17 protein-coding genes are annotated in these 18,092 nt (G+C 68.2%); 5 read left to right on the top strand and 12 right to left on the bottom strand.

The genetic code is table 11. The features are described 5' to 3' along the window. The first annotated feature begins 36 nt into the window (after positions 1 to 36). Positions 37 to 1,503 carry a type VII secretion integral membrane protein EccD gene (eccD, locus tag ACNQR1_RS04705; protein ID WP_418044468.1) on the top strand — a complete coding sequence of 489 codons (1,467 nt, stop codon included), beginning with the start codon at positions 37 to 39 and terminating at the stop codon, positions 1,501 to 1,503. On the opposite strand, the gene eccB is transcribed toward eccD, so the two are convergent. Continuing rightward, entirely contained in the window at positions 1,504 to 3,009 is a 1,506-nt protein-coding gene (gene eccB, locus ACNQR1_RS04700; RefSeq protein WP_418044467.1) for a type VII secretion protein EccB, read from the bottom strand. Between the two features lie 65 nt (positions 3,010 to 3,074). On the opposite strand from eccB, the gene eccE reads away from it, so the two are divergent. Further along, positions 3,075 to 4,781 carry a type VII secretion protein EccE gene (gene eccE, locus ACNQR1_RS04695; RefSeq protein WP_418044466.1) on the top strand — a complete coding sequence of 569 codons (1,707 nt, stop codon included), beginning with the start codon at positions 3,075 to 3,077 and terminating at the stop codon, positions 4,779 to 4,781. Positions 4,782 to 4,796: 15 nt separating this feature from the next. Then, positions 4,797 to 5,501 (top strand): DUF5336 domain-containing protein, encoded by a 705-nt coding sequence (locus ACNQR1_RS04690; protein WP_418044465.1) that lies wholly within the window; start codon positions 4,797 to 4,799, stop codon positions 5,499 to 5,501. Here the strand turns inward: ACNQR1_RS04690 and ACNQR1_RS04685 are convergent. Then, positions 5,431 to 6,576: an acyltransferase family protein gene (locus tag ACNQR1_RS04685; protein WP_418044463.1), complete on the bottom strand. Its 1,146-nt coding sequence runs from the start codon at positions 6,574 to 6,576 to the stop codon at positions 5,431 to 5,433. The genes ACNQR1_RS04690 and ACNQR1_RS04685 overlap by 71 nt on opposite strands. Positions 6,577 to 6,624: 48 nt before the next feature. On the opposite strand from ACNQR1_RS04685, the gene ACNQR1_RS04680 reads away from it, so the two are divergent. Continuing rightward, positions 6,625 to 8,094: a glutamate--cysteine ligase gene (locus ACNQR1_RS04680; protein WP_418044461.1), complete on the top strand. Its 1,470-nt coding sequence runs from the start codon at positions 6,625 to 6,627 to the stop codon at positions 8,092 to 8,094. A gap of 18 nt (positions 8,095 to 8,112) precedes the next feature. Further along, positions 8,113 to 8,793, top strand: a complete 681-nt coding sequence (locus ACNQR1_RS04675; protein ID WP_418044459.1) for a class I SAM-dependent methyltransferase — start codon at positions 8,113 to 8,115, stop codon at positions 8,791 to 8,793. Between the two features lie 9 nt (positions 8,794 to 8,802). On the opposite strand, the gene ACNQR1_RS04670 is transcribed toward ACNQR1_RS04675, so the two are convergent. The 10 genes from ACNQR1_RS04670 to ACNQR1_RS04625 all read right to left on the bottom strand — a co-directional run bounded on the left by ACNQR1_RS04670 (position 8,803) and on the right by ACNQR1_RS04625 (position 18,050). Further along, a complete protein-coding gene (locus ACNQR1_RS04670) occupies positions 8,803 to 10,383 on the bottom strand; it encodes a DUF222 domain-containing protein (protein WP_418044457.1) in 1,581 nt (526 codons plus the stop codon). A 45-nt stretch (positions 10,384 to 10,428) separates the two neighbouring features. Continuing rightward, complete coding sequence (egtE, locus tag ACNQR1_RS04665; RefSeq protein WP_418044455.1) at positions 10,429 to 11,544, bottom strand: ergothioneine biosynthesis PLP-dependent enzyme EgtE; 1,116 nt, start codon at positions 11,542 to 11,544, stop codon at positions 10,429 to 10,431. After that, the gene (gene egtD, locus ACNQR1_RS04660) at positions 11,541 to 12,506 is read right to left on the bottom strand and encodes an L-histidine N(alpha)-methyltransferase (RefSeq protein WP_418044453.1); all 966 of its coding nucleotides are present in this window, start codon (positions 12,504 to 12,506) and stop codon (positions 11,541 to 11,543) included. Before egtD ends, egtE begins: the two co-directional genes overlap by 4 nt. Next, positions 12,503 to 13,195 (bottom strand): ergothioneine biosynthesis protein EgtC, encoded by a 693-nt coding sequence (gene egtC / locus ACNQR1_RS04655; RefSeq protein ID WP_418044451.1) that lies wholly within the window; start codon positions 13,193 to 13,195, stop codon positions 12,503 to 12,505. The genes egtD and egtC overlap by 4 nt, the downstream gene beginning before the upstream one ends. Then, positions 13,195 to 14,481, bottom strand: a complete 1,287-nt coding sequence (gene egtB, locus ACNQR1_RS04650; RefSeq protein WP_418044449.1) for an ergothioneine biosynthesis protein EgtB — start codon at positions 14,479 to 14,481, stop codon at positions 13,195 to 13,197. The genes egtC and egtB overlap by 1 nt, the downstream gene beginning before the upstream one ends. Further along, the gene (gene egtA / locus ACNQR1_RS04645; RefSeq protein WP_418044447.1) at positions 14,478 to 15,749 is read right to left on the bottom strand and encodes an ergothioneine biosynthesis glutamate--cysteine ligase EgtA; all 1,272 of its coding nucleotides are present in this window, start codon (positions 15,747 to 15,749) and stop codon (positions 14,478 to 14,480) included. The genes egtB and egtA overlap by 4 nt, the downstream gene beginning before the upstream one ends. 76 nt (positions 15,750 to 15,825) lie before the next feature. Continuing rightward, positions 15,826 to 16,467, bottom strand: coding sequence for a sensor domain-containing protein (locus tag ACNQR1_RS04640; protein ID WP_418044445.1), 642 nt, complete (start codon positions 16,465 to 16,467; stop codon positions 15,826 to 15,828). A gap of 17 nt (positions 16,468 to 16,484) precedes the next feature. After that, positions 16,485 to 17,012 carry a hypothetical protein gene (locus tag ACNQR1_RS04635; RefSeq protein WP_418044443.1) on the bottom strand — a complete coding sequence of 176 codons (528 nt, stop codon included), beginning with the start codon at positions 17,010 to 17,012 and terminating at the stop codon, positions 16,485 to 16,487. 112 nt (positions 17,013 to 17,124) lie between these two features. Then, the gene (locus ACNQR1_RS04630; RefSeq protein WP_418044441.1) at positions 17,125 to 17,562 is read right to left on the bottom strand and encodes a Fur family transcriptional regulator; all 438 of its coding nucleotides are present in this window, start codon (positions 17,560 to 17,562) and stop codon (positions 17,125 to 17,127) included. A 50-nt stretch (positions 17,563 to 17,612) separates the two neighbouring features. Beyond that, entirely contained in the window at positions 17,613 to 18,050 is a 438-nt protein-coding gene (locus tag ACNQR1_RS04625) for a hypothetical protein (protein WP_418044439.1), read from the bottom strand. Between the last annotated feature and the right edge of the window lie 42 nt (positions 18,051 to 18,092).

The following is an 18,092-nucleotide window of genomic DNA, read 5'->3' as shown; positions in this document are numbered from 1 at the left end:
TCGAGCAATCCCATTGCGCAGGAGGCCGACTGGATTGTGACCCTACTTGAGTCAGAGCTCGAAGCCGAGGCCGAACCCGAACTGAGCCGGCTGACCCTGGTGGTCGGCGAGCTCAACATCGACGTCGGGCTGCCCGCACACGTCAGCATCGCCCAGTACATCCCCGATGTCATCGACATCGCGAACGAGCAGATCACGGCGAACGACGCGATCGTCCAGTTCGCCGCCGACGGGCAGTGGACACTGGCACCACTCGGTGGCGAACCGATCGCCCCACACCTGTCGCTCGGCGAAGCGGGGGTTTACGACGGCGACCTGTTGATGATCTGCGTGGCGGGCCAGCCGGTCAGCCCGCTGCTGTTCGACGACGTCGACGACACGCACACAGAGGCCGGACCCGGCGCCGTGCGGAGCTGGTTCGCCGACAACGCCGGCATGCTGGCCCGCTTCGGTGTCACCGCCGCCGCGGCCGTCACGCTGGCCGGTGTGCTGGCACGTTGGGCGACCCAACCCGCGGTACCCGCGGGGGTGCTGGCCCTCGGCGTGGCGGGGGTGGTGCTGGCCTGCCTGGTGGCGCACCGGCCGCCCGCCGCCGCGACGTCGGCCTGGATCGCCGCGGTGTCGATGCCGCTGGTGTTCGCCGGTTCGCTGTACCTGGTACCCGACGGCTCCGGCGCCACCTCGCTGCCGATGGCGTTCGCGCTGACCGCGTTCGGCGCACTGCTGGTGCTGCTCGTCTCGGGCAGTGGATCCGCCGTGTACACCGCGATCATCGCGGTGTGCGCTTTCGGTGGCGTCAGTTCCACGGCAATGTTGCTGTGGCAGCCGCCCATCCGCACGGTGGGCGCTTTGCTCGCGACCGCCGCCGTTATCGTCGTCTATCTCGCTCCGCGGGTGACGATCGGCCTGTCGAAACTGCCGATCCCCCGGGTGCCGACGGCAGGCGAACCACTCGACGACATCGAAACCCAGGGCGGCCCAACTGTCGAGGGCGTCAATGCGATCGGCAAACAGATCATCCCGACCGAGGAAGATCTGATCAGCCGGGTTCGTCGTGCCAATCAGCACCTCACCGGGATTCTCGTCGCGGCCGCCCTCGCGGCCCTGCTCGGCTGCTATCTGGCGGTGGACGTCAGCAACGGGTTCTACTGGCAGGGAACTGTATTCGCCGTCATGGTGGCGACCGTGCTGTGTCTGCGCGGCCGCGGCCACCACGACCTGGTGCAGTCGGCGACACTGATCGGCAGCGGGCTGACCATCGCCGTCGCCGTGGTCCTCAAGACCGCGGTGAACGTCGAGGGCTGGCAGGCCCGTGCCGTGGTCGTGCTGCTCGCCCTCATGGTGCTGATCCTGGCCTGCGGGCTGGTCGCACCTCTGCGCGAGTTCTCACCGGTGATGCGGCGTCAGGTCGAGATACTCGAGTACATCGCGGTGGGATCGCTTTTTCCGCTGTGCTTCTGGATCATCCGGGTCTACGCATTCTTCCGGGAGATGCGCCTCTGACTAAGGCTTGCCGGTCGACACCTTGCTGCTGTCCGGGTCGGCGGCCATGCCGTCATGGGCGACCAGGGCCGCCTCCTGGGACAGCTCCGGTCCGGCAGGCAACAACGACAGCACCGGCCACGGCGCCCACTGCGGGGCGTTGGCAGGGCCGTCGGGAATCTTGACGCCACTGACCCCGAGCACCTCGGCGGTCGGCACATCCTTGATGTGGTACCGCACTCCGGTGTCGGAGACGTAGAACAGCTGCCCCGTCGAGCGGCTGTCCGGATCGCTACCGGTGGCCTGCACATACTCGCCGGCGCCCGGGGTCAGGTACACCGTGTCCGCCCCGGGGCCGCTGCCGTCGGCACTGGCCAGCCGAACCATCTGCGCCCCTTCGGCGGTCGGCAGCCGGTGCCCGACCAGGAGCCGTACATCCGCACGGGCGTCGGTGTTGGACCGTTGCCAGCCCATACACACCACCCGGTCCGGATTCGGCGACACGATCCGGGGCGACACCATCGGATAGTGGTCGACCGGCAGCCGGTGCACGGTGGCCACCTCGGCCAGCGTCGCGGGCGCGATGTCGGCGATCTGCCCGGTGGCCACCTCGCCGGACGCGCTGTAGCGGATGATGTCGGCGGTGGCCTGCGAGACGGGCTGCAGCCCTTCCCGCAACACCACGTAGAGCTGTTCACCGCGGGAGTCGACGGATTTGACGATGGCGCCGACCGGATGCTCCGGTCCCAGCGGACCGGGCTCGCCCGAACCCTGGATCTGCACCGGCGTGATCGGGTCCACCAGCGGGAAGGTGTTGAGCAGGGCCGACGACATCGGCCGTGTCGCCGCGCCCTGCAGGTGAAGTCCGTTGACCAGAACCGGATCTGACACGTCGATCGGTGCTCGCACGCCTCGGTAGACCAGGTAGGTGGTCCCGCCGGTTTCGGTGAGGATCGCCTCGGTGGAATCGACCGGGCGGATACCGCCGTCGAGCACCGGGTCGTTGGCCAGCACCGTGGTCTGCAGGCTGGCGGTGCCAGTGGTTTCGGTGACGGCCGGGGTCAGCAGGTTGTCACAGACTGTCCACGACGACATCGCCAAGTCGTCGCCGCGGTTGATGCTCGCCGGCGCGCCGACGATGCCGACCATGGGCCCGCGCGGTACGGCGTCGAGGAATTTGTCGTCGACCTGCTTGGGGCTCTCGTTCTTGCCGGTGATCAGCCGGGCCGAGGCCAGGTTCAGCACGGGATGGATCTGGTCGCCGATCCGGACGAAGGGCGCGCCACTGGACTTGCTCAGCACGATCTGCGCGTCGCCGATGTTGGGCGTGGGCTTGAAGAACGCCATCACCGCCGCGGCCCCGGTGATCAGGACCGCGATCACCACGCCCACGATCAGGGCCCGCATCTGACCGCGCATCGGATCGTGGATCATCCGCGAATCACCCCGGATGAGTGCGTGCTCAAGCCGGCGGATCAGGAAACGGTAGCCGTTCACCTGTGCGCGAGTGGTAACTTGCGCTGGCATGCGTAGGGTATAGCACGTCCGCACCACCATGACATGACAGCCTGGAGAGCGGCTACTGAAATGCGATGCGTCCATTGACTTTCGCAGCAAAGCTGGCGACTGCCGGCGATACCGGCCCGCAACGGCTCGTCCCCTTGGTCGACCTGATCGCCCTGCAAATACTCGTGGTCGTCGGGACCGTCGTCGCGCAGCAACTGCACCGACCCGGCTGGCAGGGCGCGGCGGTGGGCCTGGTGGTGGCGTTGCTGCTGATCGCTCCGGTCGTCAAGGGCACGACGGCACCGCGGGCGCTGGCGCTGCGTGGGAGATTTCTGCGTAATCGGCGGCGACGCACGGGCAAGTCCGCGCCGGGCTTCCTGCCGAGCGAACCGTTCGACGTTCCGACACCCGACGGTCTGCAGATCGGATTCCGTTGGAACGGTTCGACTTTGCTGTCATTGCTCAAGATCGACGAAAATCCCAGGGCTCTGACGGTTTTGGAGCCGGGGGTCACCGTTTCCGGCGAGATGGTTCCCGTCCAGGCTCTGCTGGACTGCCTCCGCCAGTTCGACATCACCCTCGAGTCCATCGACATCATCAGCCAGGGTGCCCGCTCGGCCGGCCACACCGACGTCGCCGCGGTCTATGACTCCGTGCTGGGGCCGCTGCCCGCGATCGCCCAGCGCACGGTGTGGATTGCCGTGCGGTTCAACCCGTCGCGCTGCGCGGAGGCGGTCCGGCGCCGCGGCGGTGACCGCGACGGCATCCTGCGCGCCGCCACCACGGCGACCCGGCGCGTCGCCAATCGGCTGGCGGAGGCGGGTCTGCAGCCCCAGTTCCTTTCGGCGAGCGGTATCGCGGCGGCCACCAATCAGCTCAGCGACGGAGTCAACCTCGGCACCGTGGAAGAGACGTGGGAGGACTGCCGCGAAGGCCACTTCCGGCTGTCCAGCTTCGCCGTGCAGCCGAACATGCTGACCACGGCCGGCCTCGGGCTGTTGTGGACGGTGCCCAGCTACTCCACCACGGTGTGCCTGTCGCTGCGTGAAGCCCCCGATCACGGCAGCGACGAGGATCTGATCCAGGTCCGTGGACTGGTCCGCTTCGACAGCGACGTGCGCGTCCCCACCCAGTTACGCGGGCTCGTCCCGCTGCACGGCCAGCAGTTCTCCGCACTCGCGGCGACGCTTCCGGTCCCGACGGTTCCCGGGGCCCGCCACATCGAGCACTGGGCGTCCGGCCTTCGCGGCGACGCACTCAGCGACCTGGCCCTGCCGGCTTCGGGCTGCGGTCAGGTGATCGGTGCCGACGAACAGGGGCGGGCCGTCGCTCTCCCCGTGTTCGGCCCGCAGATCCGCCGGGTCGAGATCGTGGGCACGCTGCATCTGGCCCAGCAGGTGGTGCTACGTTCGCTGGCCCTGGGCGCCCGGGTGTTGGTGCACAGCCGGCGCCCGGCTTTCTGGCGCGACATGGTCGAGGTCGTCGGACGCCATGACCTGCTGTGGGTTGCCGACTTCAACCGGCGCGCCATCCAGGCGGGTGCGGAACGCAACTACACCGTCGAGATGTTCGACGGCGTACCGGAGCAATCGGTCCGCATCGGGGTGACCACCATGGTGCTCGCCCCGCCGAACACCCGGCCGTCGGATCAGGCCGACGTGGTCCTCGACCTGATCTCGCTGGAACACGACACCGTCAAGGTGAGCACCCAGGCCGGCTCGGCGCTGGTCACGATGGTCGCCACCGACGACGAGATGCGTTACCTGAGAGCATCTGCGAACAGCATCGACTGATCTGAAGGAGTGACCGTGGTCAATTCACCGAGCCGCAACCTGTCGATCGCGGTGCTGGTGCTGGGCCTGGCCGGCTATTGCGTGAGCTTCGGGCCGGCGGCCGACGGCGGCGGCAACGACTGGCATGTCAGGTTCGCCGTCCTGGCCGGCCTGACAGCCGCAATCGGCTTGCTGCCCAAGCAGACTGCCCTCCCCCGGCTGACCGCGATCCTGGCTGCGGCGGGTTTTCTCGATGCCTTGTCGACCGTGCTGACCTCGTCCTCGGGATGGGTGCTGATCACCATCGCGGTGCTCAACGGATTGCAGGTGCTGGCGGCCGCCGCGGCACTGTGGCTGGCACCGGAGGCGCCGGCCGCGGCCACCGCGGCCGGCGGTTACGAGGCCTACCTCGACTACTACAACCAGGCCGTGCAGCAGTACTACGCGCAGGGCGGGGTGGCACATCCGGATGCGGCGCAGCGCAGTGGCTACGGCCAGGCGTATGCCCAGGCCTACGGCCAGGCTCAAGCCACCCAGCAGGCGCCGCAGTACGGTGACTACGCCGATCTACTCTCGCCACAACAGGATTACGGCCGGACCGCCACCCCGGCTCCCACCCAGCACGGCGGAGCGGTGGCGCCTCCCGGGCGGGCCGGCGCCGGTCCGGCCGTCAACCGCGCGGCCGAGTCAGCCGATGCAGCAGCCACGCCGCAGGCACCGTGGCCACCAACGTCACGATGAACAACACGGTGGCCGAACCGGTGTAGACGTTCCAGCCCAACACGAACGCCATCACCAGGTCCATGGCCACCACGTGCAACAGGAAGACCTCGTAGGAGATCTCCCCCAGCCACACCATCGGCCTGCTGCCCATCACCCGTGCGTAGAGGCCGTCCCCGTCCAGTGCCAGCGGAGCCACCACGAGGGTCGCGATGACCGCGTAGAACAGCGTTTTCGACAGATCCTCGCTCAGGTCGAGGACGGGCGCCGTGACCACGCCCGCGATCGGGGTGGACACCACCAGATAGCAGGCCAGCGCCAGGGGCAACGCCGCCATCGCATAGCAGCGCACGCCCATCGTGCCGAGCACGGCCAGCACCATCCCGCCGACGAACCAGACCAGATAGTGCGGCAGCCAGGCACCACCGCCGACCGGCATCCATTCGGTGTTGTGCAGCAGTACCAACCACAGCGGACTGATCGCGGCCAGGCCGGCCAGCCCGGCCAACATCAGCAGGGGCCGAAAACGCCTGCGACACAACACCACCAACAGCAGATAGGCCAGCAACGGCAGCACCGCGTAGAACGCGACCTCTACCGCCAGGCTCCACATCTGGCTCAATCCCTGGTGCAGGTACTCCGTGAAGTAGTTGTCGCTGTAGATCTGGGTCAGCGTCAGATTGCGTAGCAGGCCCGTCCAGGTGTGCCCGGGATTCGGTTGCACAGGCCGCAGTTCGTAGATGCCGTAGACGACGAGGACCGTGACGACGTAGGCGGGCATGATGCGGCGGAACCGATTTCGGGCATAACGCCGGGTACTGGGCGCGTCGGCCCCCGAAGCGGCCGCATGCACCCAGGGGCGGAACAGCAGCAGCCCCGAGAGAACGAAGAAGATCGCCACCCCGACTTCCAGGCGGGCGCTCATCAGTCCCAGGCACCCCTGAGAGAGCAGGCCGGTGCCATACGCCGCGTGGGTCCCCATCACCGTCAGCGCCGCCACCGCGCGCACCCCGGTGAGCGACGCGACGCGATCCGCGTGCGAAACCTGCTCGAGGCCGCCCTGGTCGTCCTGGTCGTCCTCAACCGGTGAGGTCATTTTGCCATTCTGCTTGCGCGGGCGGCCTCCGCGTTGTTGCATCGCGGTGTGGGTGAAGAGGTCAAGAACACCGAATTCAGCCGCTCGCACCGGCAGGAGTACCGGCGCAAGGTGCAGCTGTGCCTCGACGTGTTCGAAACGATGCTGGCCCAGTCGAGTTTCGAGTTCGAGCGTCCGCTGACCGGCATGGAGATCGAGTGCAACCTCGTCGACGAGGAATACCAGCCCGCGATGACCAACCAAGAGGTGCTGGCTTCCATCGCCGATCCGGCCTACCAGACCGAATTGGGCGCCTACAACATCGAATTCAACGTCCCGCCACGCCCGCTGCCCGGCCGGGCCGCGTTGGAGCTCGAGGACGAGGTGCGGCGCAGCCTCAACGCCGCCGAGATCAAGGCCAGCGAGGACGGCGCGCACATCGTGATGGTGGGGATCCTGCCGACGCTGATGCCCGAGCATCTGTCGGGGCCCTGGATGAGCCAGTCGACGCGGTATCAGGCGCTCAACGACTCGATCTTCACCGCCCGCGGCGAGGACATGCCCATCGACATCGCGGGGCCGGAACGGCTGAGCCTGCAGTCGGCGTCGATCGCGCCGGAATCCGCGTGCACCAGCATGCAGTTGCACCTGCAGGTCTCCCCCGCCGATTTCGCCCGGAACTGGAATGCCGCCCAGGTGCTGGCCGGGCCGCAGCTGGCGGTCGGTGCCAACTCGCCGTACTTCTTCGGCCATCAGCTGTGGGCCGAGACCCGCATCGAGCTGTTCACGCAGTCCACCGACACCCGACCCGATGAGCTCAAGGCTCAAGGGGTGCGGCCGCGGGTCTGGTTCGGCGAGCGTTGGATCACCTCGATCTTCGACCTGTTCGAGGAGAACGTGCGGTACTTCCCGTCGTTGCTGCCCGAGCTGTCCGATGAGGACCCGGTCGCCGAGCTCGCGGCGGGGCGGGCGCCTCAGCTGGCCGAGCTGAGGCTGCACAACGGAACCATCTACCGCTGGAACCGCCCCGTGTACGACGTGGTGAACGGTGTTGCCCATCTGCGGGTGGAGAACCGCGTGCTGCCCGCCGGCCCGACCGTGGTGGACATGCTGGCCAACGCCGCGTTCTACTACGGCCTGCTGCGGACGCTGTCCGAAGAGGACCGGCCGCTGTGGACCAAGATGAGCTTCGCCGCGGCCCACCACAACTTCGTCGAGGGTGCCCAGCACGGTCTGGATGCCCGGCTGTACTGGCCCGGTCTGGGCGAGGTGACGCCCGACGAGCTGGTGTTGCGCAGGCTGCTCCCGATGGCACACGACGGCCTACGCCGCTGGGGTGTGGCGAGCGAGGTGTGCGACCGCTACCTCGGGGTCATCGAAGGGCGTGCGAAGACCGGCCGGACCGGATCGACGTGGCAGGTGGCGACCGTGCAAAAGCTGCAGTCACAAGGGTTGACCAGGCCCAAAGCGCTGGCCGAAATGTTGCGGGAGTATGTCCAGCGGATGCACAGTAATGAGCCCGTCCATACCTGGGATTGAGGCGCGTACGTTGGAGCCATGACATCTGAACAGGTCTTGGACTGGGATGGCGCGTACAAGGGGGAAGCGGGTTTCGAGGGCCAGCCGCCGTGGAATATCGGCGAGCCGCAGCCTGAACTCGCCGCGCTGCACCGGGCCGGGAAGTTCGAAAGCGATGTCCTCGACGCCGGCTGCGGACATGCCGAGTTGTCACTGGCGCTGGCGTCGGACGGCTACACCGTCGTGGGCCTGGATCTGAGCCCGACGGCCATCGCCGCGGCCAACAACGCCGCGCAGGTGCGCGGGCTGTCGACGGCCAGCTTCGCCCAAGCCGACATCACCTCGTTCACGGGTTATGACGGCCGGTTCAACACCGTGATCGACTCGACCCTGTTCCACTCGCTGCCGGTCGAAGGGCGCGACGGATACCTGCAGTCCATCCTCCGCGCGTCGGCGCCGGGTGCGAGCTACTACGTACTCGTGTTCGCCAAGGGCGCGTTCCCCGCCGAGTTGGAGACCAAGCCCAACGAGGTGTCCGAGGAAGAGTTGCGCGCGGCGGTCTCCAAGTACTGGGAGGTCGACGACATCCGGCCGGCCTTCATCCACGCCAATGCCGTCGCGCTGCCCGCCGACGTTCCGTTCGAGTTGCCCAAGCACGGCTTCGACGAGAAGGGCCGCATCAAGTTCCCGGCGTTCCTGCTGACCGCGCACAAGGGTTGACCTACCCGTCTAGAACGGTGGGTCGTCCGGGTCCGGCGGCAGTGGTGGGGGCGGTTCCCAATCCGGGGGTAGTTCTTCGGGCTCGAAGGGATCGTTGATCCAGGTGCAGTACGGGCTGGTGCTCGGCTCATCGCCCTTGAAGAATTTCAGGGTGGCCCGCATCCGGTTCCTATTACGACGCCGGCCAAGTTCCTTGCGTCGGGCCCTCTGGGTGTATCGGTAAGCCTCGTTGACCGGCCGCAGCCGCCTGTTCTTCGCCCGGGTCTGCTCCACCCGCGCTGCCCGGCTCAGCTTCGGCGGGCGCGCCGGGGCGGGCGGTGTGCACGGAGCCGAAGCGAAGCTGTTGAACAGGTCCGCCCCGCCCGGTGTGGTGCGGTAGGTCTTGCCCGACGGCGAGGTCCACACCACGCTGCCGTCGGGGTACTGGGTGTCGCACCATCCGCCAAATGTCTTGAGGCGGTGGTGAAAACGGCACAGGCATTTCAGATTGGCTGGCACCGTGAGCCCACCACGGGCGGGATTGCCGCGGTCGAACGGCACCGTATGGTCAACGTCGCAGTCCTCGGCCGGGCGCTCACAGCCCGGGAATCGGCACGTCAGATCGCGGCACCGGACCCAGCGCTGCACCGACACCGTCGGTTGGTAGCGGAGCGCTGCCGCGGTATCCACGTCCGGTTCGGTCACCAACCGCATCGTGGCTTCGGCGGCGAGTTCACGGACCTGCTCGGCGTCGACAACCCCGAAGCCACACACATACCCGGCCGCCGTCCCGGTCCCGAGGACCGTGTCACGTTCGGCGATCACGTTGACCACGACCTTGACCGGTTCTGACGGCTCGTTCGTCGACCGGACCGGACACTCAGCGCAGCCACACTCGCACGACAGCTCTCGACCCTCCGCCAGAGCTTCGATTGCATCAGAGCGGCGCTGGTCGTTGCTGCGCGGATCTTTCGGGCACAGCCTGGCGGACATTTCCGAAAGCTTTGAGTCGAAGGTCAATCCGGCACGAGTCGTGACGATGGCATCGATCTTGGCCGTGCCATCTCCACGCGCGCTGACCTTGACTCGGCGACGGTTGGTCGCGTGTTCGCGTTCACAGATCGCGGCCGGGTCCAAGGTCCGTACCTTGGCATCCACGGTGGTGGTGATGCGCCCGTCCGACCAGCACTGCCACCCGGTAATCCGCTGCGCCAGCTCCTCGTCCAGCTGCTCCATCACCCTCGGCGAGACGAACCGGGTCCGGGTGATCACGATTTCGACAGTGCGCCAGTCGGTCTGCCCGTCGCTCAACAGCGCGGCCAATCGGGGCAACCGGTCGCGCAATGCCTCGGCCTGCCCGACGAGCCGGCTGGCGGCGCCCGAGGTCAGGTTCAACGCCGCCCCCACCTCAGCGCTCGCGCGGGCGAATCCGGTGAGGATCATGTAGTTCGGGTGCACACCCTCGACATTGAGTTCGGCGGTCCGCTGGGCCAACAAATCCGCCACAGCGGCCATCCGAGTCGCGATCAACCGCGCCTCGGCACGCGCACTGTCGGTCAGCGCATCCACGAGCCGACCCGGTGCCGCCGGATCGAACTCGGTATCGAACATGTGTTCGAGTATAGTCCGATCCACTGACACGTGCCTGAAAACTGGCTAAGGCGCGTCCCGCAACACCCCGGCGAACTGCTCCAAGTCCTCGGCAGTGGTATCGACATGCGGCGAGATCCGCAGCACCGGCTTGGTCATCTCGAACGGAGCCCGCGCGAGTTCGCATGCGGTGGTGACGATTCCGCGCTCGGCGATCAACCAGGCGCGGACGGCGGTCGGATCGGCACCGTCGGTGGGTTCGAGCGTGGTGATCGCCGTGGGCTCATCGACGGCTTCCACTACCCGCCAGCCGGGCACGTCGGCCAGCACCTGCCGCGCCGTGCGACCCACTTCGGCAAGCCGGCCGCGGACGAGTTCAGGTCCGGCGGCGAGATGTTCGCCCAGAGCGACCGAGTAGCCGATGCGGGTCGCTGCGTTGTGCTCACCGTGTTCAAAGCTCTGCAGGACGGTCACCGGCACATCCCACCCGGCCGGCGGCACACGCCGCTGCAGCCGCGCGACGAGTTCGGGCCGCACCGCCAGGAAACCTACACCGCGTGGCCCGGCAAGCCATTTGCGTGACGACGAATAAATCGCGTCGGGGCCGACGCTGCAGTCCAGGTGCCCGAACGCCTGTGCGGCGTCGACCACGATCGGGACGCCCGCAGCGCGGCAGACGGCGACCATCTCCGACAGTGGCTGGGCCACGCCACGGTGACTGGCCAGTGGCGTGAAGTGCACCAAAGCCGGCGGATCAGATGCGAACCGACCGGCCACCTCGTCGACATCGACCCGGCCGTCCCCGTCGACGGGCAACGCCCGCACCTGAAAGCCATTGGCCGCCATGACCGCGAGGTTCGGCCCGAACTCGGCGGGCAGGCAGGCCAGCGTGCGCTCCCCCGGCCAGCTACCGAGCAGGAGGTCCAGGGAATGGTTGGAGCCCGTCGTGTAGACCACGTCTGCGGCATCGAGTCCGGTCAGTGCCGCGACCGCAGCCCGGCCCGCGTTGAGCACCGGCGCTGCCGCCTCGGCGGCGACGTAGCCGCCGACTTCGGCCTCATGGCGCGCATGTGCGGCGACGGCGTCGATGACCGCGAGACTCTGCCGCGAGCAGGCGCCACTGTCGAGGTGAAGGCCGGCGACTTTGGGGCGGGCGTCAGCCCACTGCTGCGCCAGGCTCATCTCACCGCCAGCGACAGGCCGAAGTCACCGGCTTGGTCGGTCCACCAATGAGTCTGCCGGAGACCGGCTTTCGCCAGCTCCTCGGCCACCCCGTCGGCCCGGAACTTGCAGGACACCTCGGTCAGCATCTCTTCACCGGCACCGAATGCGACGTCGAGATCGAGCCCGGCGATCCTGACCTGCTGCGGGGTGTCCGTGCGCAGCCACATCTCGATCCGCTCCTCGTCGGCATTCCACTTCGCCACATGCTCGAACGCGTCGAGGTCGAAATCGGCATCGAGCTCGCGGTTCACCACCGACAGCACATTGCGGTTGAACGCGGCGGTCACGCCGGCGCTGTCGTCGTAGGCACGGACCAGCCGGTCGGTGTCCTTGACCAGGTCGGTGCCCAACAACACGCTGTCCCCGGGCTGCAGGGTCTCGGCAAGCGAGGCCAGGAATTCCGCCCGCGGGCCGGGTGTCAGATTGCCGATCGTCGATCCGAGGAAGGCCACGAGGCGGCGTCCCACCGCCGGGATCTTGCCGAGATGTTCCTCGAAATCGCCGCACACCGCATCGATCTCGATGCCCGGATACTCCTTGCCGATCGCGTCGCCGGCGGCCCGCAGCACGCCGGCGTCGACGTCGAACGGGATGAACCGGCGCAACTGGCCGCCGTCACGCATCGCGTCGAGCAGCATCCTGGTCTTCTCCGAGGTGCCACTGCCCAACTCGACCAGCGTGTCGGCCCCGGCGGCCTCGGTGATCTCCGGCGAGCGGTCCCGCAGGATCTGCGCCTCGGTGCGCGTGGGGTAGTACTCGGGCAGCCGCGTGATCTGGTCGAACAGATCGCTACCGACCGAATCGTAGAACCACTTGGGCGGCAGCATCTTCGGCGACTGGGCCAGCCCCTCGGACACATCGCGGCGGAGCGCGGTGGCAGCGGAATCTGCTGCCAGATAGTTGGACAGGGTGAGCGTCATACCGAACCTTTCAGTGGGGTGAGCTCGACATGCGAGTCAGAGACGTGCACCAGGTGGCGGTCCGGAATGTCCGACCAGCCGGGATCGTCGTCGTAGGGTTCGCTGGCGAGCACGACGCCGTCCGGCAGCCGCAGCATCGACAAGGTATCGCCCCACGTGGTGGCCAGCATACGAGAACCGTTGGCGGCCAGTATGTTCAATCGGGCGTTCGGATCCAGGGCGCCGACTTCGGCAATGGTGTCACCCAACGAATCCAGGCCCCGGGAGAAGATCAGCGCGGCCAGCACCGCGCTGTCCACGGTGGATTCGGCGGCGGCAGTCAACGGCAACACCGCCCGGTCCACCACGCCGTTGTGCGACAGCAGCCACTGCCCGTCGGTGAACGGTGCCGAGGCCGAGGGTTCGATCGGCATGCCGATGGTCGCCGAGCGCACGGCCGCGACCACGCACCCACTGCTCAATGCCGGTGCCACCGACGCGAACGACGCGTCACCCCATAGCGGCTTGTCGCTACGCCACCGACGCGGTACTCCGTCGTCGAAAAATCCTGCACCCCAACCGTCGGCGTTCATCAGGCCGTGCTTCTGGCGACGCGGCGCATAGGACTGCACCAGCAGACCCTGCGGCGGATCCAGCATCAGCGACGCCACCGATCGCGGCGCGCCCAGCCATCCGATATGCCGGCACATCAGGCGTCCCAGGCCAGACGCACGCCGGAGAAGATCTGGCGCCGCATCGGATGGTCCCAGTTGCGGAAGCTCGGCCGCAGGATGTCGGCGGACACCGCCCACGAACCGCCGCGCAGGACCCGGTAGTCGCCAGCCCCATTGCCTTCGAAGAAGGGTTCGGTGTAGCGGTCGTACACCATCGGCGTGAATCCGGGCCATGGCCGCAGTGGGGACGTGGTCCATTCCCAGACGTCACCCAGCATCTGCTCGACGCCGTAGGCCGACGCCCCGGCCGGATACGCACCCACCGGGGCGGGCCGGCGCGCCTCACCGCCGAGGTTGGCCAGCGCCTCGGTGGGTTCGGAAGTGCCCCAGGGGAATCGGCGCCGGCTCTCGGTCGCCGGATCCCACGCGCAGGCCTTCTCCCATTCGGCTTCGGCGGGCAGCCGGGCGCCCGCCCAGGCGGCGTATGCCTCGGCCTCGAAGAACGTGACGTGCTGGACCGGTTCGTCGGCCGGGATCGTCTCGATGTGGCCGAAGCGGGCCCGGGTGCCGTCGGGACCCCAGAACTGGGGTGCGGTCAGACCCGCCTCCTGACGATGGGCCCAACCACGCTCGGACCACCATCGCGACTGCTGATAGCCGCCGTCGTCGATGAACTCGCGCCATTCGGCGTTGGTGACGGGCACCCGGCCGATGCGGAAAGAGGGCAGCTCGACGATGTGCGGCGGACGCTCGTTGTCCAGCGAATGCGGTTCGGTGAGTTCGTCCACGCCGAGAACGAACGAGCCACCCGGGATCAGCACCGAGGTGCCGGCCAGGCCGGGCCGACCGGTGGGCAATGCACTTCCGGTGTCGAGCAGCGGCGGGCCCGACCGCAGGTTCAGCGCCTGCAGCATGGTCTCGTCGTGCTGGTTCTCGTGGCTGATCACCAAACTGAAGTTGAACCCGGAGTCGTCGGCGTCGAGGGAATCGAGGGCGTCGAGGGCGCGGGACCGCACGGTCGCGCAGTAGCTGCGGGCATCGGTGGGCGGCAGCAGGGGAAGTTGGACGCGGCTGGCCCGAGAGTGCACGAAGGCGTCGTAGAGCCGGTCCACTTCCGGGGCCAGCATGCCGGGGCGGTCCTGATCGCCGCCGCGCAGAAGCCACAGCTCTTCCTGCTGGCCGATGTGGGCGAGATCCCAGACCAGCGGGCTCATCAACGGGCTGTACTGACGATGCAGTTCGGCATCGTCGAAGTCGACCAGGCCCAAGGTGCGCTCCCGCGCCCTGGTGAGCTGCTGTGCCAGCGTCTCGCGTGTGGTCAAAGCTCGCCCTTCACCAGTTGGCTCATCGCAGAAGCGGTTCCGTGGCCCACTACCCGGTCGGCGAAATCGTCGGCCGGACAGCGTCCCTCCTGAACCGAACGCGTCAACCGCTCCATCGATTCCGCCAATTCCGCCGGGGCCCGTTCCGCCACGGCCGAAACGCACACCACGGCCGCTTCCTGCAGCCGTCGATCGGTCAGCCCGATCCGGGCCGCCCGATCCCATGCGGTGGCGACCGGTTCCGTCGCCTCGGTGGCGATCGCGGCGGCCTCCGGATCGTCGAGCAGGGTGGTCAACATGAACACCACCGCGGGCCACAGGGCGTCGGGCACGCTGTCGAGATAGCGGATCTCCAGCCAGCGTCGGGGCCGCACCGGCGGGAACAGCGTGGTGAGGTGGTATTCGAGATCGGCCTCGGTGGGGCGCCGGCCACCGAGCACCGCTCGCCCGTCGGCCCAGTCGGCGAACGGCACCCAGTTGGTGACGGGGACCGCTTCCGGGGTGTTGACGAGCATCACCGGCGCCCGCAGGGCGTAGCGCGCCCAGTCGCTGGCCGGATCGTCGCCGTCGGCGCCGAGAACCGGGCCGCAGCGCGCGGAATCCAGCTGGCCCCACACCCGCTGCCGCGAGGACTTCCAGCCGGTGAACCGCCCGCCGAGCATCGGCGAATTCGCAGTGACGGCAATCATCATCGGGCCGAGGGCATGCGCCAGCCGTACCCGCTGGGCCCAGCCGTCCCGCGGGCCGGCGTCCAGGTTGACCTGAACCGAGGCGGTCGACGTCATCATCGCGGCGCCGGGCTCGGCCGACCCGCTGGCCGCGAAGAACTGCTCCATGGCCTGATAGCGCGGGCCCGGGTTGACCCGTCGCGTCGGCCGCACCGGATCGGCACCCAACAGCACCAGGCCCAGACCGCGGCGGTCGAACTCCGTGCGCAACACGGCTCGATCGGCGAGCAGTGCGGCGATCGCGGCCGAGGGTCCGTCCGCCGGTGGGCCGGACAGTTCGACCGCACCCCCCGGCTCGACGGTGATCCGGCTGCCACCAGGCAGCACGGGGACCGAGGCGATGATCTCGGACAGTTCGTCCCAGCCCGGGCGACGCAGCGGATCCTCGAGGTCGAAACAGTGCGCCTCGATTTCCAGGCCCACCTGCCCGACCGGCCCGTCATCCAGGCAGTGGTCTTCGATGAACGCCGCGGCGTGCTCGGCGCTGGTGAATTCGACGGGGGGCAGCCGGGCCGCATCGGCCCTGACGGGTACTGCCATCGCAACCACCCCTCCCGGTCCTCACCGGATCAAACGGCTCGGTTCTGTTCCATCATCCAGATCGGACCGACACGATCTACTGCCCCAGCGTGTTCTGCATGGCGCCGGCCAGCACGTTGACCGCGGGGCCTGCGTTGCCGGACTGACATACCTTCGCTTGTAGCAGCACATTTTCCCGTTTGCGGGTGGTGTTGAAACAACGGCGGTCCGTGCCGGCCTCCTGTTTCACCCAATCCGCGTCGGTGGCGGTCGCGGGGCCGCCGCTGAACGTCCACACCTGGGTCACGAAGTTGTCCAGGTGCATCGCGGTGGTCTGGCCCGAGCAGCCGTTGGTGCGGTCCACCACCCGGTGGAAGGCGCGGTCGGCGGCCTCCGGCGTCGCGAACACCCCGATCGCCTGCTTGACGTAATGGTTGTCGTCACCGGCTGCCGTCTGGGTGGTGGCGCCGTTGAACGAGGCGAGGTCCGGGTCGTTGAACACCTCGGGCAGACCGATGTCAGCCCAGTTGTTGCACACCGGGTTCTCGACCGAGAAAGCCTGGAACGGGACGGTGAATTGGGACTCCCACGTCATCGGAGCGCCGATGATGTTGCCCACCGAGCCCTTGGGCATGACGGCATAGGACACGACACCAGGATCCGAGGGACGCGCACCAGCAGGTGCAGCCAATGCCAGCGCGAGACCGGCCAGCCCGAAACCGACAGTCAGGGCACGCATGGCCTCGATCATGCCAGTTAGTGAACCGTCCGCGTGCAATAGGTTCGCGCCGGCGACGGGTAAGGCCAGGCGTAGTGCCCTGTTTCGGCAGGGCAGGCCGACCCGTCCCGGACATCCAGCCGCTGGGTCACCTGAACCATCACTCCCGGGCCACGTTCGGTACGCGCGGTGCAGTCGGCCAGTTCCACCATGCCCGCGGGCATGCCGAGTTCGTAGCAGTGATCGGCGACCAGATTCGGCACCAGGCACAGACGCGCGGTCGACGGATCGGCGAGCTCGGCAGGCAGGTGCTGGTACTCGGCGCTCGGGCAGGTCCCGGTTCCGTCGGCGATGGCCCCGACGGTGTAGCTGGGGTCGACGTCGCACGACACCTTGCCGGCCCGGCTCACTTCCGGGGCGGCGGGTGTGGCGGCCGGGACGCTCACACAATCACCCACGGCGAAGACCATGGCCGCGCCGCGCTCGGGTTGGGCGCCGGTCGCGCATCCGGCAGCCAGCAGCGGCACTGCGAACAGTGCGGCAACCAGGAGCCGATTGCGCGTCATGGTTAGCGAGACTCTCACGATTCCGGGTACCCCACCCGGTGCTTGGGTGAAAAGCAGGCGCCCCGGCCACCAAGGGGAAGTGGCCGGGGCGTCCGTTGGGCTGCAGAGTGGTCTAGATGGCGGCGCTCGCCTGGCAATCTGCGCAGACTCCCCAGAACACGACTTCGGCTTCGTCAACCGCGAAGCCGGCCAGGTCAGAGGGCTCCAGGCACGGGGTCTCCCCGACGGCGCAATCGACGTCGGCAACCGCACCGCACACCCGGCAGACCAGGTGATGGTGGTTGTCGCCGGCCCGGGTCTCGTAGCGCGCCGAGGAGCCTGCGGGTTCGATACGACGGACCAGACCCGCGTTGACGCAGGCCCGCAGGACGTCATAGACCGCTTGGGTCGACACCGAGCCGAGATTTTCGCGAGCCAGACCGGCCACATCGTCTGCAGTCGAATGCGGATGGTCGGCCAGCGCCTGGAGAACCGCGACCCGCGGCGCAGTGACACGCAGCCCGGCAGCCCGCAACAGGGCTTTGGGGTCGTGGTCATGCACCGTGGTCACGGCTCCAGTATGCGCGCTCTTTGGAGTGAGTCCAAAAGAGCGGACTGTGATTATGGTCGCGCGGGCTGTGCGGGTGTCGGCGGCGTCTCAGGGCGGTCCTGGCCGCTGCCCGGGCCGCCGGGTCCCCAACCGGGTCCACCGGGGCCGAAGGAGCCGGGTCCGGGGCCCCACGGCATCATGCCGTGCGGCGGTCCCATCCGCCCCGGCCCGCCATCCGGTCCGCCGCGGTGGAACATCATCATGCCGCCGCGGTCGTGGCCGCCGCGGTGGTGATGACCGTCGCCACCACCGGAATGCGCACCGAGGAAGAACCCGGTGCCGAAGACGACCGCGACGATGAAGACGGTGCCGGCCGCGATGCCCACCCAGGCCAGTGCCTGCATGAGTCGGCTCGGCTTGTTCTCGGCGGGCGGGACCGCCACGACAGCAGGCTCAGTGGTGGCGACCGGGGCGGTCACCGGTTCAGGATCGGGGGGTGTTTCAGTCATGACACGAGCATGCGAGCGCTGCTGAGGTGCTGATCAAGAATT

This window comes from Mycobacterium sp. 48b, assembly GCF_048282725.1.
GTDB lineage: Bacteria > Actinomycetota > Actinomycetes > Mycobacteriales > Mycobacteriaceae > Mycobacterium.
This window is presented reverse-complemented; position numbering and strand designations above follow the sequence as displayed.